Genomic DNA, 19,735 nt, shown 5'->3' with positions numbered 1-19,735 from the left:
CCTAGGCGCGGCTCACGTCGTACACGCCCGCCACGTCGCGCATCGCGCGCATCAGGGCGGGCAGCCGGGTCGCGTCGGGGAGCTGGAGGGTGTAGGTGTGCCGGACGCGCTGTTCGGTGGGGGGTTCGACGGTGGCGGAGACGATCGCGGCGCCCGCCGTGGCGATGACGTCGGTGAGGTCGGCGAGCAGCCGCGGCCGCCCGAACGACTCGGCGACGAGCGTGACGCGGCAGTCCGCGGTGTCGCCCCAGCTCACGGGCGTGGGCACGCGGCCGAGCGCCTCCATGCGGCGGACGGCCGGGCACTCGGCGCGGTGGACCGTGACGTTTCCGCCGCGTACCGAGAAGCCGGTGACCGCGTCGGGCGGTACGGGGGTGCAGCAGCGGGCGAGGCGGACGGGCGCGCCGGGGAGGCCGGCGACGACGGCCCGGGCCCCAGTCCCGGCCGGGGAGGCGGGGCCGGCCGGGCCGCGCTCCGCGGGAGGGGCGGCGGTGGGCGGCTGCTCCGACGCCGGCTCCGGCTTCGCGGCCTCCGGGTGCGCGGCGAGCCAGCGGGTGATGGCGATCCGCGCGGCCGGGGTGCTGGCGTGGTCGAGCCAGTCGGGTGAGGGCCCGGAGACCGCGTCCTGCGGGGGGTCCTGGGCGAGCAGCAGCTGCACGGTGTCCCCGTCGCCGAGGACGGTGCCGAGGGAGGCGAGGCGGCCGTTGACGCGGGCGCCGACGCAGGCGTGGGCGGCCTCGCCGTACTGGGCGTACGCGGCGTCCACGCAGGTCGCACCGCCCGGCAGCGCCAGGGTGCCGCCGTCGGGGCGGAAGACGGTGATCTCGCCGTCCTGGGCGAGGTCGGCGCGCAGCGAGGTCCAGAACGTGTCGGGGTCCGGGGTGGCCTGCTGCCACTCCAGGAGGCGGGAGAGCCACCCGGGCCGGGTCGGGTCGGCGCGCTCGCCGTCCTCCCCTTCCTCGCCGTGCTCGGCGCCGTCGGCCGTGGCACCCGCGGCGTACGGGTTGCCGAGGGCGACGACGCCCGCCTCGGCGACCTTGTGCATCTGGTGCGTACGGATCAGGACCTCGGCGACCGAGCCGTCGGGGGCGGCGACGGCGGTGTGCAGCGACTGGTACAGGTTGAACTTGGGCGCTGCGATGAAGTCCTTGAACTCGGAGATCACGGGCGTGAAGCAGGTGTGCAGTTCGCCGAGCACGCCGTAGCAGTCGGCGTCCTCCCCCACCAGGACCAGCAGGCGCCCGAAGTCCGTGCCGCGCAGCTCGCCGCGTTTGAGCCTGACCCGGTGCACGGAGACGAAGTGGCGGGGCCGGACGAGGACTTCGGCGGGGATGCCCGCCTCGCGCAGGACGGTCCTGACGTCGTCGGCGATGGCGGCGAGGGCGTCCCCGGCGGTGGCGTTCTCGGCGATGAGGGCGCGGGTCTGCTCGTACTCGGCGGGGTGGAGGATCGCGAAGACGAGGTCTTCCAGCTCGGTCTTGAGGGCCTGTACGCCGAGCCGTTCGGCGAGCGGGATGAGGACGTCTCGGGTGACGCGGGCGATCCGCGCCTGCTTCTCGGGGCGCATGACGCCGAGGGTGCGCATGTTGTGCAGCCGGTCGGCGAGTTTGATGGACATGACGCGGACGTCGTTGCCGGTGGCGACGAGCATCTTGCGGAAGGTCTCGGGCTCGGCGGCGGCGCCGTAGTCGACCTTCTCCAGTTTGGTGACGCCGTCGACGAGGTAGCAGACCTCGTCGCCGAACTGCTCCCGTACCTGGTCGAGGGTCAGGTCGGTGTCCTCGACGGTGTCGTGGAGGAGGGAGGCGGTCAAGGTCGTTGTCTCGGCGCCCAGTTCGGCAAGGATCAGCGTGACCGCGAGCGGGTGGGTGATGTACGGCTCGCCGCTCTTGCGGAACTGGCCGCGGTGCGAGGACTCGGCGAGGACGTACGCCCGGTGCAGCACGGCGAGGTCCGCGTCGGGGTGGTGCGCGCGGTGGGCCTCGGCGACATGGCTGATGGCGTCGGGCAGGCGGTCCCGGGCGCCTGGACCGAGCAGGGCGGCGCGGCCGAGCCTCCGGAGGTCGATCCTCGGGCGGCCGCGCCGGCGGCTGGGCGCGGGGTTGGTGGCCTCTGCGCTCATGGGGCACCTCCGGCGGGGTCTACCGGCGGTGGGCGGGCCGACATGCCCGCCGGGCCGGTGCTTGATGCTACCGAGCCCACCACGTCGAACCGACCGGCTCCCGCCCAGCGGGAACCGGATCACCCATTCGAGCGAAGCCTCAGGCGGTGACGTTCTCCGCGAGCCAGGCGGGGTCTACGCGGCCCTCGGCGACGATGACCGCGGGGCCGGTCATCTCGATCTCGCCGTCGGGGTGTTCCGTGATCGTGAGGGTGCCGCCGAGGACGTCCACGGTGTACGTGACCGGGGTCCCGGTCTCGGCCGGGTCGGCGCCGTCCCGGCGGGCCGCGGCGACCGCGACCGCGCACGCGCCGGTGCCGCAGGAGCGGGTCTCGGCGGCGCCGCGCTCGTGGACGCGCATGGCGACGTGGCGGGGGCCCCGGTCGGCGACGAACTCGATGTTGACCCCGTCGGGGTAGACCGCCGCGGGCTCGTACGGCGGCTCGGACCGCAGGTCTCCGGCGTGGGCCAGGTCCTCGACGAAGGCCACGGCGTGCGGGTTGCCCATGTTGACGTTCCGCGCGGGCCAGCTGCGGCCGTCGACGGTGACGGTGACGCCGTCCTCGGGCAGCCGGGCGCGGCCCATGGAGATGGTGACGTCGCCGTTCTTGGCGAGGTGGGCCCGCTTGACGCCGCCGCGGGTGGCGATGGCGATCTCCCCGGCGGTGACGTGGCCCGCGTGCTGCAGGTAGCGGGCGAAGACGCGGACGCCGTTGCCGCACATCTCGGCGACCGAGCCGTCGGCGTTGCGGTAGTCCATGAACCACTCGGCCTCACCGGCCATGTCCCGCGCCTCGGGGTGCGCGGCGGAGCGGACGACGTGCAGCACCCCGTCGCCCCCGATGCCCGCCCGCCGGTCGCAGAGCCGGGCGACCGCGGAGGCGGTCAGCTCGATGGCGTTGTCCGGGTCCGGCACGATCACGAAGTCGTTCTCGGTGCCGTGGCCCTTGAGGAAGGCGAGGGGCGTGGTCGTCATGCGGTCCATCGTACGAGGGGGTACGACACCGGCCCCGCCCGGCTTAACGGAGGCGGGCGACCCGCCAGACGGCCAGCGCCACGAGGACGGCGACGCCGGCCGCGTACAGCGCGATCACGCGCCAGTCGGGGCGCTCGCCGGAGCCGCGGGCGGGCAGGCCGGGCCAGGTGTAGCCGACCCGGCGGGCGGCCATCATGCCCCAGCCGGCGGCGCAGCCGCAGAGCAGCAGGCCCAGCATGGGGAGGACCGCGCCGCCGTCACCCGAGCCGAAGGCGAGGGGGAAGGCGAACATCAGCGAGCCGATCGCAGCGAGTCCCACGATGGGGGCGAGCTGCCAGATGCGCAGCCGCCGCTGCGGGCGCAGTTCGACCTCGACCTCGTCGGGGGTGATCTCCTGGGCGCCGTCCTCGTCGAGCTCGGGCCCGTCGGGGCTCAGGCCCGGCGCGCCGGAGGCCCCGGGGACCAGACCCTGGACCGCGCGGCCCTGGACCGCCTGATCCCGGGCTGCCCGGTCTCGGCCTGCCTGGTCTTCGCCCGGTGCCATGTCGTCCGGTGCTTCGTACTGTTCTCTGTCGCGAGGGCCGGCCTCCATCGCCACGCGCCCTCCCAACTCGGACTCCACTGGTCGATCGATGCTCGATGATGGCACGGTCCCGGGCACCGGAATGACGGGCAGGGCGTCCCGATGCCATCACGTGATCAGGCTGTAACCGCTCGTTCGACCAACGTCAGGGCTTGCCGCGGGAGTTCCGCGCGGTCCGCGGCCGCGCCGCTGAGCCAGTGCACGCGCGGGTCGCGGCGGAACCAGGAGTCCTGGCGCCGCGCGAAACGCTTGGTGGCGCGTACGGTCTCGGCCCGCGCCTCGTCCTCGGTGCACTCGCCCGCGAGCGCGGCGAGTACCTGCTGGTAACCGAGGGCGCGCGAGGCGGTGCGGCCCTCGCGCAGCCCGTGCGCCTCCAGTTCCCGCACCTCGTCGACGAGCCCGGCCTCCCACATGCGGTCCACGCGCACGGCGATCCGTTCGTCGAGCTCGGGGCGCGCGACGTCGACGCCGATCTGGACGGTCTCGTACACCGACTCGTGGCCGGGGAGGTTGGCGGTGAAGGGCTTGCCGGTGATCTCGATGACTTCGAGCGCCCTGACGATCCGGCGGCCGTTGCTGGGCAGGATGGCCCGGGCGGCGTCCGGGTCGGCGGCGGCGAGGCGGGCGTGCAGGGCGCCGGAGCCCCGCTCTTCGAGCTCGGCTTCGAGGCGGGCGCGGACGGCCGGGTCGGTGCCGGGGAACTCGAGGGCGTCGACGGCGCCGCGTACGTACAGCCCGGACCCGCCGACGAGGACGGGGACGCGGCCGTCGGCGAGCAGCCGGTCGATCTCCGCGCGGGCGAGCCGCTGGTACTCGGCGACGCTGGCGGTCTCGGTGACGTCCCAGACGTCGAGGAGGTGGTGCGGGATGCCGCCGCGCTCCTCGGGCGTCAGTTTGGCGGTGCCGATGTCCATCCCCCGGTAGAGCTGCATGGAATCGGCGTTGACGACTTCGCCGCCCAGCTGCTGGGCGAGGAAGACGCCCAGATCGGACTTTCCGGCCGCGGTGGGGCCGACGACGGCGATGACCCGCGGGGCGGGAGCTGCGCTTCTCACCGACCCAGTCTCGCAAACCTCGCGCACTGTCCCCGAACGAGTTACGTGACGGTCCGGGGTCGGCGTCGTTGCCTGTTGCGAGGTTCCGACCGCCGGTTTTCAGGACCGGCTCCACCGGGCGACGCAATGGGACGCTCCGGACTGCGCGGAATTTCGCCCACACGAGTACGCTATGGAGTAGATATGGGCGTTTTTGCATGGTTTCGCCGGAAGGGTAACGAGTCTGCCGCGGCATCGACCGAGGAGACGGCGACCGCTCCGGTGACCGCCGAGGCGGGCGGGGAGACGGCGGCAGCGGAGACCGAGGCGGCGGCCGAGGCCACCGAGGAGGCGGGCACGACCGGTGCGGCTCCGGCGGCCGAGGCCGCGGCCGGCGAAGGGGTGGAGATCCCGAAGCAGCAGTCGGCCGAGGAAGCGGCGGACAACGAAGCCGGTGAAGGCGCGCGTAAGTAGAGCCGGAGCGGGAAGCCGCGACACAGGAGCGGCATCACGGCCGACGGCGACTGACGAGGGACGGTGACCCATGGGCTTCCTGGATCAGATGAAGGCCAAGCTCGCCCCAGCCAAGGAGAAGGTCCAGGGCCTCGCGCAGCAGCACGAGGGAAAGATCGACCAGGGGCTGGAGAAGGCCGCGCGGATGGTCGACCACAGGACCAAGGGCAAGTACAGCGACAAGATCCAATCCGGTACGGGCAAGGCCAAGGACGCCCTCGGCCGGTTCGCCCACAAGGACGGGGGCGACGCCACGCCGCCACCGCCGCCACCGCCCGGTTCCACCTCCTGACCTCCTGCGCCTCGCGCACGGGCACGCAGTACGGCGGACGGCCACGGAGCACGACTCCGTGGCCTTCCGCCGTATGCGGTGGTCGGGGAGGTGCGCCGCGGTGGCCCGCCCGGTCCTAGGACCAGGCCGCGACGAAGTAGCCGACGCCGTACGGCGCGTCCTCGTGGAGCAGGCGGCCTTCCAGACCGGCGCCCTCCGCCGCGCCCGCCAGGACCTGCCAGGGGGCGCGCCCGGCCGCCTTCAGGTCGTACGCGAGGTGCGCGTCCAGCGCCGCGAGGGCTCCGGTGTCCGCCGCGCCGAGGGCCCGGGCGGCCGCCTCGTCGAAGCCGGCGGCGCGGTCGTCGAGATAGCCGGGCGCCTTGAGGGAGCGGCACGCGCTGCCGTCGCCCATCACGAGCAGGGCGACACGCTCGGCGCGGGCGGCGAGGTCGCGGCCCGCGTCGGCGCAGCGGGCGGGCGCGAGGCGCTCCCCCACCGCGAGGCCCTCGACGGGGGCGCCGGCCCAGTCGACCCGCGCCAGCAGCCAGGCCCCGACGGCGAGGGAGGCCGGCAGCCGCCGGTCCTCCGCGCCCGCGGCGTCGCCGGGCCCCAGGCGTACGGCGAGGTCGACGCCGAAGCCCCGGAAGTCACCCACGGCGCCGGCCGCGTACCGCTCCACGGCGTCGCCCGCGGCCGGGCCGACCACGAACAGCCGGTCCGGGCGGGCGGCCGCGAGCACCGCCAGCGCGTCGGAGCAGGCCGTGCGCGCGGCGTCGAGTTCGGGCGCGGCCCCGGCGGCGACGTCGGGGACCAGGAGCGGGGGGCAGGGGCAGACGGCCGCGGCGACAAGCATGATCCGCAGCGTAGCCGCTGCACCCCGCCGACAGCGGCGCAGGTCAGCGGGACACCCGGCCGCGGCGGCGGAACACCGGCCGCGGGTCGACGGCACCCGGCCGCGGATCGGCAGGACACCGGCCGCGGCTCAGCAGGCCCCCCGGCCGCGGCTCAAGCGGAACACCGGCCGCGGCTCAGCAGGCCCCCCGGCCGCGGCGACAGAACACCGGCTACGGCTCAGCGGGACACCCGGCCGCGGCTCAGCCGACCGCGCAGCCTCCGGTGACCGGCGGCAGGGGGGCCGGGGCGCCGATCTGGGGCAGGCCCAGCATCACGCCGGCCGGCTTGGCCGCCTCGGCGGCGTTGCGCTTCTCCCAGGCGTCGCCCGCGCGGGTGCGGCGTACGCGGGTCGTGGGGCCTTCGGCCAGCAGGTGGTGCGGGGCCGCGTAGGTGATCTCGACCGTCACCACGTCGCCCGGGCGCACCTCCTGGTCCGGCTTGCTGAAGTGCACCAGGCGGTTGTCGGGCGCGCGGCCCGACAGGCGGTGGGTGGTGTCGTCCTTGCGGCCCTCGCCCTCGGCGACCATGACCTCCAGGGTCCGGCCGACCTGCTTCTTGTTCTCCTCCCAGGAGATCTCCTCCTGGAGAGCGACCAGGCGCATGTAGCGGTCCTGCACGACCTCCTTGGGGATCTGCCCGTCCATGGTCGCCGCGGGGGTGCCGGGGCGCTTGGAGTACTGGAAGGTGAAGGCCTGCGCGAAGCGGGCCTCGCGTACCACGTGCAGGGTCTGCTCGAAGTCCTCCTCGGTCTCGCCGGGGAAGCCCACGATGATGTCGGTGGAGATCGCGGCGTGCGGGATGGCCTCCCGCACCTTGCTGATGATCCCCAGGAAGCGGTCCTGGCGGTACGAGCGGCGCATCGCCTTCAGGACGGTGTCCGAGCCGGACTGCAGCGGCATGTGGAGCTGCGGCATCACATTGGGGGTCTCGGCCATCGCCGCGATCACGTCGTCCGTGAAGTCGCGCGGGTGCGGGGAGGTGAAGCGGACGCGCTCCAGGCCCTCGATGTTCCCGCAGGCCCGCAGCAGCTTGGAGAAGGCCTCGCGGTCGCCGATGTCGGAGCCGTACGCGTTCACGTTCTGGCCGAGCAGGGTGATCTCGGAGACGCCCTCGGCGACCAGCGCCTCGATCTCGGCCAGGATGTCGCCGGGGCGGCGGTCCTTCTCCTTGCCGCGCAGCGCGGGGACGATGCAGAAGGTGCAGGTGTTGTTGCAGCCGACGGAGATGGACACCCAGGCGGCGTACGCCGACTCGCGCCGGGTCGGCAGCGTCGACGGGAACGCCTCCAGCGACTCGGCGATCTCGATCTGCGCCTCCTCCTGGATGCGGGCCCGCTCCAGGAGCACCGGCAGCTTGCCGATGTTGTGCGTACCGAAGACGACGTCGACCCACGGCGCCTTCTTCACGATGGTGTCGCGGTCCTTCTGGGCCAGACAGCCGCCGACGGCGATCTGCATGCCGGGCCGCTCCGTCTTCCGCGGGGCGAGCCGCCCGAGGTTGCCGTACAGCTTGTTGTCGGCGTTCTCCCGCACCGCGCAGGTGTTGAAGACGACGACGTCGGCGTCACCGTCGGAGCCCTCGGGCGCGCGGACGTAGCCCGCCTCCTCCAGCAGCCCGGAGAGGCGCTCGGAGTCGTGGACGTTCATCTGGCACCCGTAGGTGCGGATCTCATAGGTCTTGGACGCGCCCACGGCAAGGCTCCGGTCGATGCTGGTCATTCCTCCAGGGTAAGGGGGCGCCGGGCGAGCCCCGTCCCGAGCCGGTCGGGGAACGGACGGTGGGCGCTTCCGCCGTCCGAGTACAGGATCCCGGGCGATCGCCAACATGCCGGGGCGGTGCCGGGCGCGCACCCGGCGGGTGTGGAAAGTTGGCGCTTTCGAGAGCCCTCACGCGGGTGGTCCCACACGGCGGACGCAGAGGAGAACCATGTACGAATGGCTGCGGGAGACCATGACCGGCACGCTCCACCTGCCGGCCGACCTGATCCGGCCGGACGCCACGGTGGAGGAGGTCGGCCTCGACTCGCTCGCCGTGACGGAGCTGGTGCTCATCGCCCAGGACGAGCTCGGGATCAGCGTCGACGAGAGCCGGCTGCACGGCCTGAGGACGGTCGGGGACATCGCCGACTTCCTGCAGCGCCACACCCAGCCCGTCGCGGGCTGATGACCGGGCCGGCCGACGGGGTCGCCGCCTACCCGGCGGTGGACGAGGTCATTCGCGCCATGGAGGGCCCCGGCCAGGGGCACTACCTGCACATCGGTGCCGTACTGGAGCTGGACGGCCCCGTGCCGGAGCTCGCCGCCGTACGGGAGCACGTGCGGGGGCGCCTGCCGTTCCTGCCGCTGCTCGCCCTGTCCGTCGCCGGGGAATCCGGGGACTCCGGGGACGGAGGGCCGGACCTCGACCGGCACGTACGCGAACTGCGCGTGGAGCGGCGGGAGGCGGCGTACGACGCGCTGCTCAACGCCGCCGCGCCCTGTCCGCGGCGGCCCTGGGGGGTCTGGCTGGTGCACGGGTACGCGGAGAACCGGTTCCTGCTGTGCTACCGCGGGCACCACGGGCTGCACGACGGTGTGAGCCTGGCGTGGGTGATGCAGCGGCTCTTCCGTACGAAGCCGCCCGCCGGAGCGCTGCCCTCGGCGGGCGGTCCGTTCGCGCCGGCCCTCCCCGCGCGCGTGGGTGCCCACGCGCGCAACGCACTGGAGTCCGTACGGCTGTTCCTGCCGGCCTCTCGCCGGCCGCTGCTGGACGGGCCCCGGGAAGGGCGGCGGGTGCTGTCCGCCGTGACCGTGCCGGTGGGCCGGCTGCGGACGGCGGCCGCCGACCTCGGCTGCTCGGTCCTCGACATCCACCTCAGCGCCCTGTCGTACGCGGCACAGCGCGCGGACACCACCGGCTGGACCCGGGAGGGGCCGCGCGCACGCGGTATCGGTCTGCCCATCGCGCTGGGGCCGACGGGGTCCGCCACCACGGCGTGTCCCGCCTATCCGGGCAACCGCTTCTCCGTCGCCGTAGTGGACGTGCCGTGGGACGAGGCGGACTTGCGGCAGCGCGCGCGGCTGCTTTCCCGCCGTACCGCCCGCTACAAGGACCCCGCCCTCCGCTGGGCGAAGGGCGACGCGCTCGTACGGCTCGACGCGCGGCGCACGAAGAGCCTGTCGGAGCGGGTCTTCGCGCGCTGCGGGGTGCAGACCACGGTGCTCACGCAGACGGCCGACTTCGGGTTCGGCGGCTGCCGCGCCCTGAGCGTCACCGGGCTGAACTGCCTGCCCGCCCACTTCCCGTACCAGCCCGTGCTGACCACCTGGCGCTCCCAGGCCACCTGCGCGTTCACCGCCGACGCGGCCGTGCCGGCGGCGAGGGAGCTGGCGGAGTACTGGCGCGAGGCGCTGGACCGGCTGGCTCCGGAGGCGGCCGCCCCGGTGCCTTCGATCGGGAGGTAGTGCCCTGCGCGCCGATCCGCTGGGCGCTCTGGCCCGGCTCGTCCTCCGCTTCCCCGTCCGTACGCTCGTGCTGACCGTGTGCGCCCTGGTGGCGGCCGGGGTGGCCGGAGTGGGCGTGGGAGACCGGCTGTACCACGGCGGTACGACACCGCCCGGCGCGGAGTCGGCGCGGGCCGAGTACACGCTGTCCACGGCCTTCCGGAGCGGCGTGCCGACGGTCACGCTGGTGGCCACGGCGGCCGGGTCCGTGGACGACCCCGCGGCCCGCCGGGCCGGCACGCGGCTCGTGGCGCGGGCGCGCTCGCTGCCGAAGGTCGTGGCGGTGCGTTCGTACTGGACCGAGCGGCCGATCTCGCTGCGGGGCCGCGACGGGCGCTCGGCGCTGGTGCTGCTGCGGATCGCGACCAGCGAGGCCACCGCCCACCGGGACGTCGAGCCGCTGCTGCGCGAGCTCACCGGCCGCCACGGGCCGCTGGAGGTGGCCGCGACGGGGCCGACCCCGGTGGGGCTGGCCATCGAGCGGCAGAGCCGGATGGACCTCCAGCGCATGGAGCTGCTGGCGGCGCCGCTGACGGCCGCCGTGCTGGTGGTCGTCTTCGGGGGCGTCGTGGCCGCCGGGCTGGCCCTGCTGGTCGGTCTCGCCGCGGTGGTGGGCAGCGCGGCGGTGCTCAGCGGGCTCGCCGGCTTCACCACCGTCTCCGTGATCGCCCTGAACCTGACGACCGCGCTCGGTTTCGCCCTGGCGGTCGACTTCAGCCTCTTCATGCTGGCCCGCTACCGCGAGGAGCGGGAGCGGACGGCGAGCCTCCACGACGCGCTGCTGGAGACCGTGCGCACCACCGGCCGGACGGTGGTGTGCTCGGCCCTGACGGTGGTCGGCAGCATGGCGGCGCTGCTCGTCTTCCCGCTCGACATGCTCCGTTCCATCGCGTACGGAGGGATGGCCGTGGTGGCGCTCAGCGCGCTGCTGGCCCTCACCGCGCTGCCCGCCGCGCTGCTCCTGCTGGGGCCCCGCATCGACCGGCTGTCGCTGCGCCGCCGAGGCCGCCGCGCCGCGCGGGCGGCCGTCGCCGCACCGGAGAAGGGCCGCTGGTACCGGCTGGCCGACGGGGTGATGCGGCGGCCCGTTCCGGTCGTCGTCGTCCTGGGCACCCTGCTGGCGGCGCTGGTGCTGCCGTTCACCGAGGCCCGGTTCGGCACGTTCGACGACCGGGCGCTGCCGCAGGGTTCGCCGACGCGTGAGGCGACGGAGACGCTGCGGCGGGACTTCGACCACTACGCCGCCAACCCCGTGCAGGTGGTCCTGCCCGGCCTCGACGCGCACCGCGCGCGGGACGCCGCGGCGCTGGACGCGTACGCCCGCCGCCTGTCGCGGCTGGAGCACGTGAGCCGGGTGGAGGCGGTCACCGGCATCTACCACCACGGCCGGCTGCTCGGCCCCACGCACCCCCAGGTCGGGTACGCCTCCCCCGCCGGCTCCTGGGCCGCGGTCGTCACGGACGTCGGCCCGCACGCCGAGGAGGGCGCGGCGGTGGTGCGGGCGGTGCGGGAGGTCCCCGCGCCCGGGCCGGTCCTCGTGGGCGGTACGCAGGCGTGGCTCGCCGATCTGCAGGACAGCATCCGGGCGGGCCTGGTCCCGGCGCTGGTGCTGATCACCGTGGTCACCCTGGCGCTGCTGGCCTGGTGCACGCGGAGCGTCGTCCTGCCCCTGAAGGCGTTCCTGCTCAACGTCCTCAGTCTGAGCGCGGCCTTCGGGGTGATGGTGCTCGTCTTCCAGCAGGGCTTCCTGCGCGGCGTGCTGGGCGACTTCGCGGTGACGGGCGTGACCGACACCCTCGTGCCGATCCTGGTGCTGTGCGTGGCCTTCGGGCTGTCGATGGACTACGAGGTGCTGCTGCTGTCGCGTGCGGTGGAGGAGCACGCGGCGGGCGCCTCCACGCGGGAGGCCGTCGCGCGGGCCGTGCAGCGCACCGCCGGGTTGTTCACCGCCTCGGCCGTGGTCGTCATCGTCGTCATGGCGGCGCTGGCGGCCTCCGGGCTGCTGCTGCTGAAGGTGGTGGGCGTCAGCCTGGCCGTGGCGGTGTTCGTCGACGCCACCCTCATCCGGCTGCTGCTGGCGCCCGCGCTGATGGCGCTGCTCGGCAGCGCCAACTGGTGGCTGCCGTTCAGAAGGACACCGGCGGACGCGAAGCCCGAGCCGGAACCGGAGCTTGAGCCGGTGTAGCCGGTGTAGCCGGGGTGAGGGTGGTGGTGAGGTCCCCGCCCGTCCAGGACAGCGCGAGCCAGCCGTCCTCCGGGGAGCCCTCCAGGGCGACCACGCCCGTGTTGGGCAGCTCGTGCGCGGCGGCGAAGGGGACGGACACGTTGTGCGCCCGGGCGGCCGCCCACACGCGGATCGCCGACCCGTGGCCCACCAGCGCGGCGGTGGCGGCGCCCGAGGCGGCGGCCTCGGCGACGACGGCGTCGAAGCGGGCGAGGAACTCGGTTCCGTCCTCCCCGCCCGGCATGCGGGGCTCCGTCCGCCCGGCGGCCCAGGCGACGGCGACCGTGCGGTAGCGGGCGATCCCCTCGGCGTCGCGGCGGCCCTCCAGGACGCCGGCCTCGATCTCGCGGATGCCGTCCCGGACGCGCACCTCCAGCCCCCGCGCGGCGGCGAGCGGGTCGGCCGTCTGCCGGGCGCGCGTGAGGGTGGACGCGTACAGGACGTCGATGTCCTCGTCGGCCAGCGCGGCGGGCAGGGCGGCCGCCTGCCGCCGTCCCACCTCGTCCAGGGCGGCGCCCGGGGCCGCGGTGTCGAGGACGTGGGTCCGGTTGGCGTCGGTACGGCCGTGGCGGATCAGGAGCATGCGCATGGGCGGCGCCCTTCGAATCGGATCGTTGCGTCGTGCAGTCGGGTCGTGAAGTCGGCTGTTGAAGTCGGCTCTTGGGGGGCCGGGTCCTGGAGTCAGGTCTTGCTTCCGAGGAAGAGGTAGAAGGGCACGCGCGCCTTGAGGTACGGGACCCGGCCCAGCCGTTCGTCCAGCCGGACGGTGCCGAACCGCTCCCGGAGGTACGGGAGGTGGTCGGCGGAGAGGAAGACGTTGTTGTGGCTGAACCAGGCGGGCCACAGGTGCCGCCGCCACGCCGCGTGCCGTACCCCGCCGTCGGGCGGGTACTTGCGGGAGACGTAGAAGTCGCAGACCGCGATGGTGCCGCCCGGCCTGAGGAGGGAGCGGGCGTGGTCGACGGCCGCGAACCAGTCGGGCATCATCGTCAGCGCGTACGAGAACACGACGACGTCCACGGGCCCGTCCGGCGGCCGGTAGGCGGTGGCGCTCGCGTGGACGGTCTCCACGTTGCGCCAGCGGTTGCGGTGGATCCGTTCGCGCGCCACCTGCAGCATGGAGGCCGACACGTCCACGATCGTGATGCGCGCGCACGGCTCCCGGCGGTCGGTGTCGAGGTACTCGAGGTTGTTGCCCGTGCCGCCGCCGAAGTCGACCACGCGGCACCCGGGTTCGAGGGGCAGGGTCTCCATCAGGTCGCGGCGGCCGTGCAGCAGCCGGTTCTCGCGGAAGGCGTCGTAGAGGTGGGCGGTCGGCTGGTAGAGGGACTCCATGCGCTCGGCGGGCGTCGCGCCGTCGAGGCGTGGGAAGGCCATGTGGCGGACGATCCGCACATGGGAGCTGAGACGCAAAAAGCGCTCCCTTCGGGCGTCAGGCGTCAGGCGCCGGGCTTCACGGCAGGTCGGCGATGTGGAAGCTGCCGTACGTGTGGACGCGGTCCCGTTCGTGCAGCCGGGCGGCGAGTCCCGGGTGGCGGTCGAGCAGGTCGGGAAGGTGGTGCGTACGGCCCTCGTGGCGGACGCGCACCGGGTCCAGGTAGCGCGTGTGCAGGCCGGCACTGCGGTAGATCACGCGCGCGCCGGGCCGGGCCGCGTCGACGATGGCCTGCCACTCCTCCGCGAGCGCGGCCTGGTCGCACCAGCCCATCCAGTCCATGTGGTCCAGCAGGACGAACTTCGAGACCCCCGCCGCGGCCCCGGCCGGCGCCATGCCGGTCAGGCACGACGTGACCGTCGCCGTACGCACCTCCAGGCGGGGCAGGAGCTCGCGCAGCCGCCCGTAGTTGTGCGCCCGCAGGTACTCGGGGCAGCACGTGGGCGTGTAGGAACCGGTGATGTAGGTGCGCCAGAAGTAGTTGTCCGCGAGGGGCAGCCGGCCGAAGACCGCGTCGAAGCCGTCGTGGATGAGCTGTGCGGTGCCGCCGGGGTACTCCTCGATGATCTCGCGGCGCTGCTCCGGTGGTACGCCGACGAGGCTCAGCGCGAGCGGCTGCGCGGCCATGCGCGCCACGGTCCACAGCGGGCCCCGCAGCCGCGCTTCGTAGATCTCCCGCTGCTCGTCGACGGTCGGCGCCTCCAGCAGCGCGTCGAAGTGCCGCCCCACGCCCCGGAAGCGGCGCAGGAAGAGCATGAGGCACTTCGCCAGCAGGCCCGAGGTGCCGCGGTAGTAGAAGGAGCGGCGCCAGCCGCGGCCGGCGAAGGCGTCGATGTAGCCGTCCCAGAACCGGCGTGAGGGCGGCGACAGTCCGGCGCGCAGGGCGTCGCCGTACATCTCCCGCGCGCGGGGCGAACGGCCGGTGCCGAACAGTTCGAAGAACTCCGCGTGGTCCAGGCTCCGTACGGCGGCCGTCTTCAGCTCCAGCAGCGCGGTCTGGCGCGGGTTGACGTCGACCGCCGTGACCCGGCCGGCTCCGGCGAGCAGGTAGTCCAGGGCGTTGCAGCCGGCGCTGGTGATGACCAGGACGTGGTCGTCGGGCCCGAGGTCCAGTGCCGCGCGGTCGAGCGCCGGGTCCTCCCAGCACGCGTTGTACACGAGGTTGCGGTCGTGCAGCGCGGTGAACATCCGCCCGCTCAGCGCGCCGCCCGCGCGGGGCGCGGTCAGGGGAGGCCGGCGGGTCCCGGCGACGGGCGTCACGACGGCACCGGCAGATGAGTACGAGGCCATGGCACTCACCATGCGGGATGGAGGACGCCCGTCAGCGCAGAGGCACCGGGTTTCCCCCGCATGGCCGACCGCCGACGGTGACTCACTAGGCCGTGCGAGGGGCATGTCCTTCCTCGTCGGGCCGGTGCGTCCGCCGCACCGGCCGTCCTGGTGGACGATCGGGGCCCGCCGCACACGGGACGGGGGGACGGAACGGAGGGACAGGACCGCTATGGGAACGAAACCACGTCCGCGCGTGACACCGGCGGGGATCATGACCATCGCCGTGGCCGCGCTGGTCGTCGCCGGCTTCGTGGCGACGCGCGGCACGGGCGCCCGCAGGAGGCGTCGGCCGCATCCCCTGCTGCTCATTCCGACCGCGTAGGACGGCGTCCATGGCAACCACGAACCCCACCCGGTTCTACCGGCGCTCCGTCCTGCCGTACTACAAGCGGCTCGGCTCCCGCTGGGGCTACGCCATGCTCCTGGGGCGCACGCGGCACTTCGGGTGGTACGAGCCCGGCCAGTCGCCCTGGGGTTTCGCCGCCTCCATGCGGCGCATGGAGGTCACCACGGCCCGCGAGCTGGCGCTGCCCGCCGGCTCCCACGTCCTGGACGCGGGGTGCGGGGTCGGCGACGTGGCCCGGACCGTCGCGGCGGAGGGCGGGCTGCGGGTGACGGGCATCGACGGCATCGAGTCCGACGTCGCCCTCGCCCGCCGCCGTACCGCCGCCCGGGCCCCCGGGGAGGCGGCCCGCGCGACGCGGTTCCTGGTGGCCGACTACCACGCGCTGCCGTTCGCGGACGGCGCCTTCGACGGGCTCTACACCATGGAGTCCTTCGTCCACTCCGCCGATCCGCGCCGCGCGCTGGCGGAGTTCTTCCGCGTCGTACGGCCCGGGGGGCGGCTGGTGATGTCCGAGTACTCGCGGACCCCGAGCGCGGAGCTCACACCGCGGGCGGAGCGGGTCCTGACGGACGTCTGCGCGCTCGCGGCGATGCCGGGGATGATGATGCTGCCCCACGGCCGCCTGGAGGAGCTCCTGGGCGAGACGGGCTTCGCGGTCGAGTCCGTCACGGACGCCACCGCCCGCGTCCTGCCCATGCTGCGCGCCTTCTCCCTCCTCGGGAGGGTGCCGTACGCGGTGGCGCGCGGCGTGGGGCGCGGCCATGCGCTGGTGAACGCGATGAGCGGGGTCGAGCTGTACCGGCACCAGGAGACGTGGCGGTACCACATCACCACCGCCGTACGGCCCTGAGCGACCGCCGTACGGCCCTGAGCGCCCGCCCCCGGCCCGCCCGCGCGGAGGCGCCCTCCGTACGGGCGGGCCTGGCCATGACGGGAGCGGGCTGGCAGGATCGCGGCCATGGTCCAGGCCCTGTCCCGCATCAGCCGCCGCCGCGCCCTCGAAGGCGCGGCCGCGGCCCTCGTGGTGCTGGCGCTGTTCCTGTGGTGGTCGGCGCCGGACGAGACGGCGGCCCCGCGCGGCGAGGTCGCCTTCAGCACCGGCGTACCGAGCGGGGTCTACCAGCGCTACGGCGCGCTGCTGGAGGAGGCGCTCGCCCAGAACGTGCCGGAGGTGCGGATACGTCTGCTGACCAGTGAGGGCTCGCAGCAGAACCTGGTCCGGGTCGCGTCCGGGGAGGCGGACTTCACCATCGCGACGGCCGACGCGGTCGCCACGCACCTCCGCGACGGCCGGCCCGGCTCGAAGGGGCTGCGGGGCTGTGCGCGGCTGTACGACGACTACGTGCAGCTGGTGGTGCCGAAGTCGTCCACGGTGCGCTCGACGCGCGACCTGCGCGGGCTGCGGGTCGGGGTGGGGCAGCAGGGCTCGGGGGTGCGGCTGCTGGCCAACCGGATCCTCAAGGCGGCGGGGCTGGACCCGGAGCGGGACGTCGTGCCGATGTCCGCCGGCATCGACACCATGCCCGGCCTGCTGGAGACCGACCGGCTGGACGCCTTCTTCTGGTCCGGCGGCCTGCCGACCCACGCCGTACAGCGGCTGTCGGAGCGCTTCCCGGTCCGGCTCGTCCCGCTGGAGAAGGAGCTGGTGGACCGGATGCACGCGCAGGGCGGCACCAGCCGGTACTACCGCTCCGCCGTCATCCCCGCCGACGCCTACGCCCGGGTGCAGGCGGGCCGCCCGGTGGAGACCGTGGCCGTGGCGAACCTGCTGGTGACCACCGACCGTACGGATCCGGCGCTGGCGGAGGCGTTCACGCGTACGGTCATCCGCAGCCGGGACCGGATCGGGCGGGAGGTGCACCCGGCGCAGCTGGTGGACCTGCGTACGGCGATCTACACGGACCCGCTGCCGCTGCACGAGGGCGCGCGGCGCTACTACCTCTCCGTCAAGCCCTGACCACGGCCAGGGTCAGTGGGGGGCGCTGCGCGGCACGGTGACCGTGACGCGCAGACCGTGCGGCTCGTGATGGGCGTAGTCGATCGAGCCGCCGCCCGCCGCGAGCAGGGCGCGGGAGATGGACAGGCCGAGGCCGGAGCCCTTGACGTTCTGGTGGCGGTTGCTGCGCCAGAAGCGGTCGCCGATGCGGGCCAGCTCGTCGTCGGTCAGGCCCGGGCCGCGGTCGGTGACCACGACCGTGGAACGCTCCCCGTCGGCGGCGACGGTGACCGTGACCTCCTCTCCGGCCGGGGTGAACTTCAGTGCGTTGTCGATCACGGCGTCCAGGGCGCTGGACAGCGCGACCGGGTCGGCCCAGGCGGTCACGGCGGGCGTGGCCCCGGTCAGGTGGACGCCCTTCTCGTCGGCGAGCGCGCGCCAGGCGTCGAGCCGCTCGGCCGTCAGCGCGCCGATGTCGGTCAGCCGCAGGTCCGCGGAGGCGTGCTCGGCCAGCGCCAGGTCCAGCAGGTCGTCCAGGACCTGGGCCAGGCGCTTGCCCTCCGTGCGTACGGAGGCGATCTCCTCGTTGCCGGGGGGCAGTTCGAGGGCGAGCAGCTCGATGCGCAGCAGCAGGGCGGCGAGCGGGTTGCGCAGCTGGTGCGAGGCGTCGGCGACGAAGGCGCGCTGCTGCTCCAGGACCTCCTCGACGTTGTCGGCCATCTCGTTGAAGGAGCGGGCGAGGCGCCGCAGTTCGGGCGGGCCGCCGGCCGCGGCGACGCGCGAGTTCAGCCGCCCGGTCGCGATGTCGTGGGTGGCCGCGTCCAGGACGCGTACGGGCTTGAGCACCCACCCGGTGAGCCGGAACGCGGCGCCGACCGCCAGCAGCATGGCCGCCGACTCACCGGCCGCGATCAGCAGCCAGCCGTGCAGGATGCGCGAGCGCAGCGGCCCGGTCGGCGAGTCGGTGACCACGACGGCGACGACGTCCCCGTCCCGTACGACCGGCGAGGCGACCGCGAGGCGGGCGTTCGGCTGCCAGGGCAGGACCTGCGGCGGGTTGTGGCTGCGGCGGCCCAGCAGCGCCTCGCGGAAGGCGCGGCGGGGTTCGCCGTCCCCGGGGATGGTCCAGTTGTGGGGGGCGCGGGCCATGGCGGTGCCATCGCGGTAGAAGACGCCGGCGTGGATCCCGTACACCTCGTGGTAGCGGGCGAGCTCGCCCTCGAGGGTGGCCTTGCGTTCGTCGATGCCCGGTCCGCTCTCGGTGACGAACTGGGCGAGTGCGGCGAAGCGGGCGGTGTCGTCGATCCGGTCGACGACGACGGTCTGCTGGCGTGCGGCGGCGAGGCTGCCGGCGAGCGGGAAGCCGAGCGCGAGCAGCACGCCCGCCATGAGGACGATGAGGAGCGGAAGGAGGCGGGTGCGCACAGGGCGGGGGGGGTTACGCGGCCGGGGCGACCAGGCGGTAGCCGACGCCGCGCACGGTCTCGATGAGGGCGGGCATCCGCAGCTTGGCGCGCAGGGACGCCACGTGCACCTCCAGGGTGCGTCCGGTCCCCTCCCAGCTGGTGCGCCACACCTCGCTGATGATCTGCTCGCGGCGGAAGACGACGCCGGGGCGCTGCGCGAGGAGGGCGAGGAGGTCGAACTCCTTGCGGGTGAGCTGGATCACCGTGCCGTCCACGCTGACCCGGCGGGTGGGCACCTCGATGACGACCGGCCCGAGGTGCAGGGGCGGTGCCTCGCCGGGGACGCGGGCCGTGCCCTGTGGTCCGGGGCCTCCGGCGCCGTTCCCGCCGGCGTCCGTGCCCGCGCCCGCGCCCGCCGTGCCGTTGTCCGTGCCGGCGCCGCCGGTGCCCGTGGTGGCCGTACGGCGGCTGACGGCGTGGATGCGGGCGAGCAACTCGCCCGTGTCGTACGGCTTGACGACGTAGTCGTCGGCGCCGAGGTTCAGGCCGTGGATCCGGGAGCGTACGTCGGCGCGCGCGGTGACCATGATGACCGGGGCGGTGGTGAGCTTCCGGATCTTGCCGCAGACCTGGTAGCCGTCCTGGTCGGGCAGGCCGAGGTCGAGGAGCACGACGTCGAAGGGGCCGCGGGCGGTACCGGCGCCCGCGCCGCCGTTGCCCGGTGCGGCGGCGCCCGTGGCGAAGGCGGCGGCGGAGACGGGGGTGCCCGCCGCGGGGGTGCCGACCGTGGAGGTGCCTGCCGCGGCGGGCAGGACGGCCTGGAGGGCCTCCTCGCCGTTGCGGGCGTGCGTGACGTGGAAGCCGTGCTTCCTGAGGATGGCGGCGAGGGCCGCGGCGACGTGGTCGTCGTCCTCGACAAGCAGCAGTCTCATGGGCCCCCCTCCTGAAGGTGCGTACGCGTGGGTTACCAGGGCATGAACGCCGATGCCGGGCATGCCCGTCAAGAGCCTTCCGGCGGCACCGCGGTTTCCGTTACCCAGCCGTACTCAGGATGCCTGCCCCGCTCACCCTTGGTGTCCGGTCGCAGCCGGATCGTTATGCTCAATTTCAGCTCAGATGTAATGACGCTGGTCGCACCGCGT

At 74.2% G+C, this 19,735-nt stretch carries 18 protein-coding genes; 7 read left to right on the top strand and 11 right to left on the bottom strand.

What is annotated here, in order from left to right; translation table 11 throughout:
- Window position 1: 1 nt before the first annotated feature.
- The 4 genes from AC07FJ_RS28760 to miaA all read right to left on the bottom strand — a co-directional run bounded on the left by AC07FJ_RS28760 (window position 2) and on the right by miaA (window position 4,775).
- Entirely contained in the window at window positions 2–2,122 is a 2,121-nt protein-coding gene (locus tag AC07FJ_RS28760) for a RelA/SpoT family protein (RefSeq protein ID WP_479052170.1), read from the bottom strand.
- A gap of 139 nt (window positions 2,123–2,261) precedes the next feature.
- Window positions 2,262–3,137 (bottom strand): diaminopimelate epimerase, encoded by an 876-nt coding sequence (gene dapF, locus AC07FJ_RS28755; protein ID WP_479052169.1) that lies wholly within the window; start codon window positions 3,135–3,137, stop codon window positions 2,262–2,264.
- Window positions 3,138–3,180: 43 nt separating this feature from the next.
- The gene (locus AC07FJ_RS28750) at window positions 3,181–3,729 is read right to left on the bottom strand and encodes a hypothetical protein (RefSeq protein ID WP_479052285.1); all 549 of its coding nucleotides are present in this window, start codon (window positions 3,727–3,729) and stop codon (window positions 3,181–3,183) included.
- Between the two features lie 107 nt (window positions 3,730–3,836).
- Complete coding sequence (gene miaA, locus AC07FJ_RS28745) at window positions 3,837–4,775, bottom strand: tRNA (adenosine(37)-N6)-dimethylallyltransferase MiaA (RefSeq protein WP_479052168.1); 939 nt, start codon at window positions 4,773–4,775, stop codon at window positions 3,837–3,839.
- Between the two features lie 183 nt (window positions 4,776–4,958).
- Here miaA and AC07FJ_RS28740 point away from each other — a divergent pair, with 183 nt between their 5' ends.
- A complete protein-coding gene (locus AC07FJ_RS28740; protein WP_479052167.1) occupies window positions 4,959–5,228 on the top strand; it encodes a hypothetical protein in 270 nt (89 codons plus the stop codon).
- A gap of 70 nt (window positions 5,229–5,298) precedes the next feature.
- Entirely contained in the window at window positions 5,299–5,559 is a 261-nt protein-coding gene (locus AC07FJ_RS28735; protein WP_361426943.1) for an antitoxin, read from the top strand.
- Between the two features lie 115 nt (window positions 5,560–5,674).
- On the opposite strand, the gene AC07FJ_RS28730 is transcribed toward AC07FJ_RS28735, so the two are convergent.
- On the bottom strand, window positions 5,675–6,391 hold the full coding sequence (locus AC07FJ_RS28730; protein ID WP_479052166.1) for a class III extradiol dioxygenase subunit B-like domain-containing protein: 717 nt from the start codon (window positions 6,389–6,391) through the stop codon (window positions 5,675–5,677).
- Between the two features lie 241 nt (window positions 6,392–6,632).
- Window positions 6,633–8,150, bottom strand: a complete 1,518-nt coding sequence (miaB, locus tag AC07FJ_RS28725; protein WP_479052165.1) for a tRNA (N6-isopentenyl adenosine(37)-C2)-methylthiotransferase MiaB — start codon at window positions 8,148–8,150, stop codon at window positions 6,633–6,635.
- 208 nt (window positions 8,151–8,358) lie between these two features.
- Between miaB and AC07FJ_RS28720 the strand changes: the two genes are divergently transcribed.
- The 3 genes from AC07FJ_RS28720 to AC07FJ_RS28710 all read left to right on the top strand — a co-directional run bounded on the left by AC07FJ_RS28720 (window position 8,359) and on the right by AC07FJ_RS28710 (window position 12,099).
- Window positions 8,359–8,595 carry an acyl carrier protein gene (locus tag AC07FJ_RS28720; RefSeq protein WP_479052164.1) on the top strand — a complete coding sequence of 79 codons (237 nt, stop codon included), beginning with the start codon at window positions 8,359–8,361 and terminating at the stop codon, window positions 8,593–8,595.
- Window positions 8,595–9,875 carry a wax ester/triacylglycerol synthase domain-containing protein gene (locus AC07FJ_RS28715; RefSeq protein WP_479052163.1) on the top strand — a complete coding sequence of 427 codons (1,281 nt, stop codon included), beginning with the start codon at window positions 8,595–8,597 and terminating at the stop codon, window positions 9,873–9,875. The genes AC07FJ_RS28720 and AC07FJ_RS28715 overlap by 1 nt, the downstream gene beginning before the upstream one ends.
- Window positions 9,876–9,942: 67 nt before the next feature.
- Complete coding sequence (locus tag AC07FJ_RS28710; RefSeq protein WP_479052162.1) at window positions 9,943–12,099, top strand: MMPL family transporter; 2,157 nt, start codon at window positions 9,943–9,945, stop codon at window positions 12,097–12,099.
- Here AC07FJ_RS28710 and AC07FJ_RS28705 read toward each other — a convergent pair.
- The 3 genes from AC07FJ_RS28705 to AC07FJ_RS28695 form a co-directional block, all read right to left on the bottom strand.
- Window positions 12,041–12,727, bottom strand: a complete 687-nt coding sequence (locus AC07FJ_RS28705; RefSeq protein ID WP_479052161.1) for a histidine phosphatase family protein — start codon at window positions 12,725–12,727, stop codon at window positions 12,041–12,043. The genes AC07FJ_RS28710 and AC07FJ_RS28705 overlap by 59 nt on opposite strands.
- 92 nt (window positions 12,728–12,819) lie before the next feature.
- Entirely contained in the window at window positions 12,820–13,515 is a 696-nt protein-coding gene (locus AC07FJ_RS28700; protein WP_479052160.1) for a class I SAM-dependent methyltransferase, read from the bottom strand.
- A 76-nt stretch (window positions 13,516–13,591) separates the two neighbouring features.
- Window positions 13,592–14,863 (bottom strand): BtaA family protein, encoded by a 1,272-nt coding sequence (locus AC07FJ_RS28695; protein ID WP_479052159.1) that lies wholly within the window; start codon window positions 14,861–14,863, stop codon window positions 13,592–13,594.
- A gap of 374 nt (window positions 14,864–15,237) precedes the next feature.
- On the opposite strand from AC07FJ_RS28695, the gene AC07FJ_RS28690 reads away from it, so the two are divergent.
- Both AC07FJ_RS28690 and AC07FJ_RS28685 read left to right on the top strand, forming a co-directional pair.
- Window positions 15,238–16,101 (top strand): class I SAM-dependent methyltransferase, encoded by an 864-nt coding sequence (locus tag AC07FJ_RS28690; RefSeq protein WP_479052158.1) that lies wholly within the window; start codon window positions 15,238–15,240, stop codon window positions 16,099–16,101.
- Between the two features lie 108 nt (window positions 16,102–16,209).
- A complete protein-coding gene (locus tag AC07FJ_RS28685) occupies window positions 16,210–17,208 on the top strand; it encodes a TAXI family TRAP transporter solute-binding subunit (RefSeq protein WP_479052157.1) in 999 nt (332 codons plus the stop codon).
- A 12-nt stretch (window positions 17,209–17,220) separates the two neighbouring features.
- Here AC07FJ_RS28685 and AC07FJ_RS28680 read toward each other — a convergent pair whose 3' ends face one another.
- Window positions 17,221–18,612 carry a sensor histidine kinase gene (locus tag AC07FJ_RS28680; RefSeq protein WP_479052156.1) on the bottom strand — a complete coding sequence of 464 codons (1,392 nt, stop codon included), beginning with the start codon at window positions 18,610–18,612 and terminating at the stop codon, window positions 17,221–17,223.
- 13 nt (window positions 18,613–18,625) lie between these two features.
- Complete coding sequence (locus AC07FJ_RS28675; protein ID WP_479052155.1) at window positions 18,626–19,525, bottom strand: response regulator transcription factor; 900 nt, start codon at window positions 19,523–19,525, stop codon at window positions 18,626–18,628.
- Window positions 19,526–19,735: the final 210 nt, after the last annotated feature.

Source organism: Streptomyces sp. NPDC045998, assembly GCF_056430285.1.
Note: the sequence above shows the minus strand (reverse complement) of the source record. Positions and strands in the feature narration are given on the sequence as shown.

Bases quoted from the DNA above. Each gene is read 5' to 3' on its own strand.
- AC07FJ_RS28690 (WP_479052158.1), top strand. From the start codon at position 15,238: ATGGCAACCACGAACCCCACCCGGTTCTACCGGCGCTCCGTCCTGCCG.
- AC07FJ_RS28760 (WP_479052170.1), bottom strand. From the start codon at position 2,122: ATGAGCGCAGAGGCCACCAACCCCGCGCCCAGCCGCCGGCGCGGCCGC.
- AC07FJ_RS28735 (WP_361426943.1), top strand. From the start codon at position 5,299: ATGGGCTTCCTGGATCAGATGAAGGCCAAGCTCGCCCCAGCCAAGGAG.
- AC07FJ_RS28705 (WP_479052161.1), bottom strand. From the start codon at position 12,727: ATGCGCATGCTCCTGATCCGCCACGGCCGTACCGACGCCAACCGGACC.
- AC07FJ_RS28750 (WP_479052285.1), bottom strand. From the start codon at position 3,729: ATGGAGGCCGGCCCTCGCGACAGAGAACAGTACGAAGCACCGGACGAC.
- AC07FJ_RS28700 (WP_479052160.1), bottom strand. From the start codon at position 13,515: ATGGCCTTCCCACGCCTCGACGGCGCGACGCCCGCCGAGCGCATGGAG.
- AC07FJ_RS28715 (WP_479052163.1), top strand. From the start codon at position 8,595: ATGACCGGGCCGGCCGACGGGGTCGCCGCCTACCCGGCGGTGGACGAG.
- AC07FJ_RS28685 (WP_479052157.1), top strand. From the start codon at position 16,210: ATGGTCCAGGCCCTGTCCCGCATCAGCCGCCGCCGCGCCCTCGAAGGC.
- AC07FJ_RS28720 (WP_479052164.1), top strand. From the start codon at position 8,359: ATGTACGAATGGCTGCGGGAGACCATGACCGGCACGCTCCACCTGCCG.
- AC07FJ_RS28730 (WP_479052166.1), bottom strand. From the start codon at position 6,391: ATGCTTGTCGCCGCGGCCGTCTGCCCCTGCCCCCCGCTCCTGGTCCCC.
- miaB (WP_479052165.1), bottom strand. From the start codon at position 8,150: ATGACCAGCATCGACCGGAGCCTTGCCGTGGGCGCGTCCAAGACCTAT.
- AC07FJ_RS28740 (WP_479052167.1), top strand. From the start codon at position 4,959: ATGGGCGTTTTTGCATGGTTTCGCCGGAAGGGTAACGAGTCTGCCGCG.
- AC07FJ_RS28695 (WP_479052159.1), bottom strand. From the start codon at position 14,863: ATGGCCTCGTACTCATCTGCCGGTGCCGTCGTGACGCCCGTCGCCGGG.
- dapF (WP_479052169.1), bottom strand. From the start codon at position 3,137: ATGACGACCACGCCCCTCGCCTTCCTCAAGGGCCACGGCACCGAGAAC.
- AC07FJ_RS28675 (WP_479052155.1), bottom strand. From the start codon at position 19,525: ATGAGACTGCTGCTTGTCGAGGACGACGACCACGTCGCCGCGGCCCTC.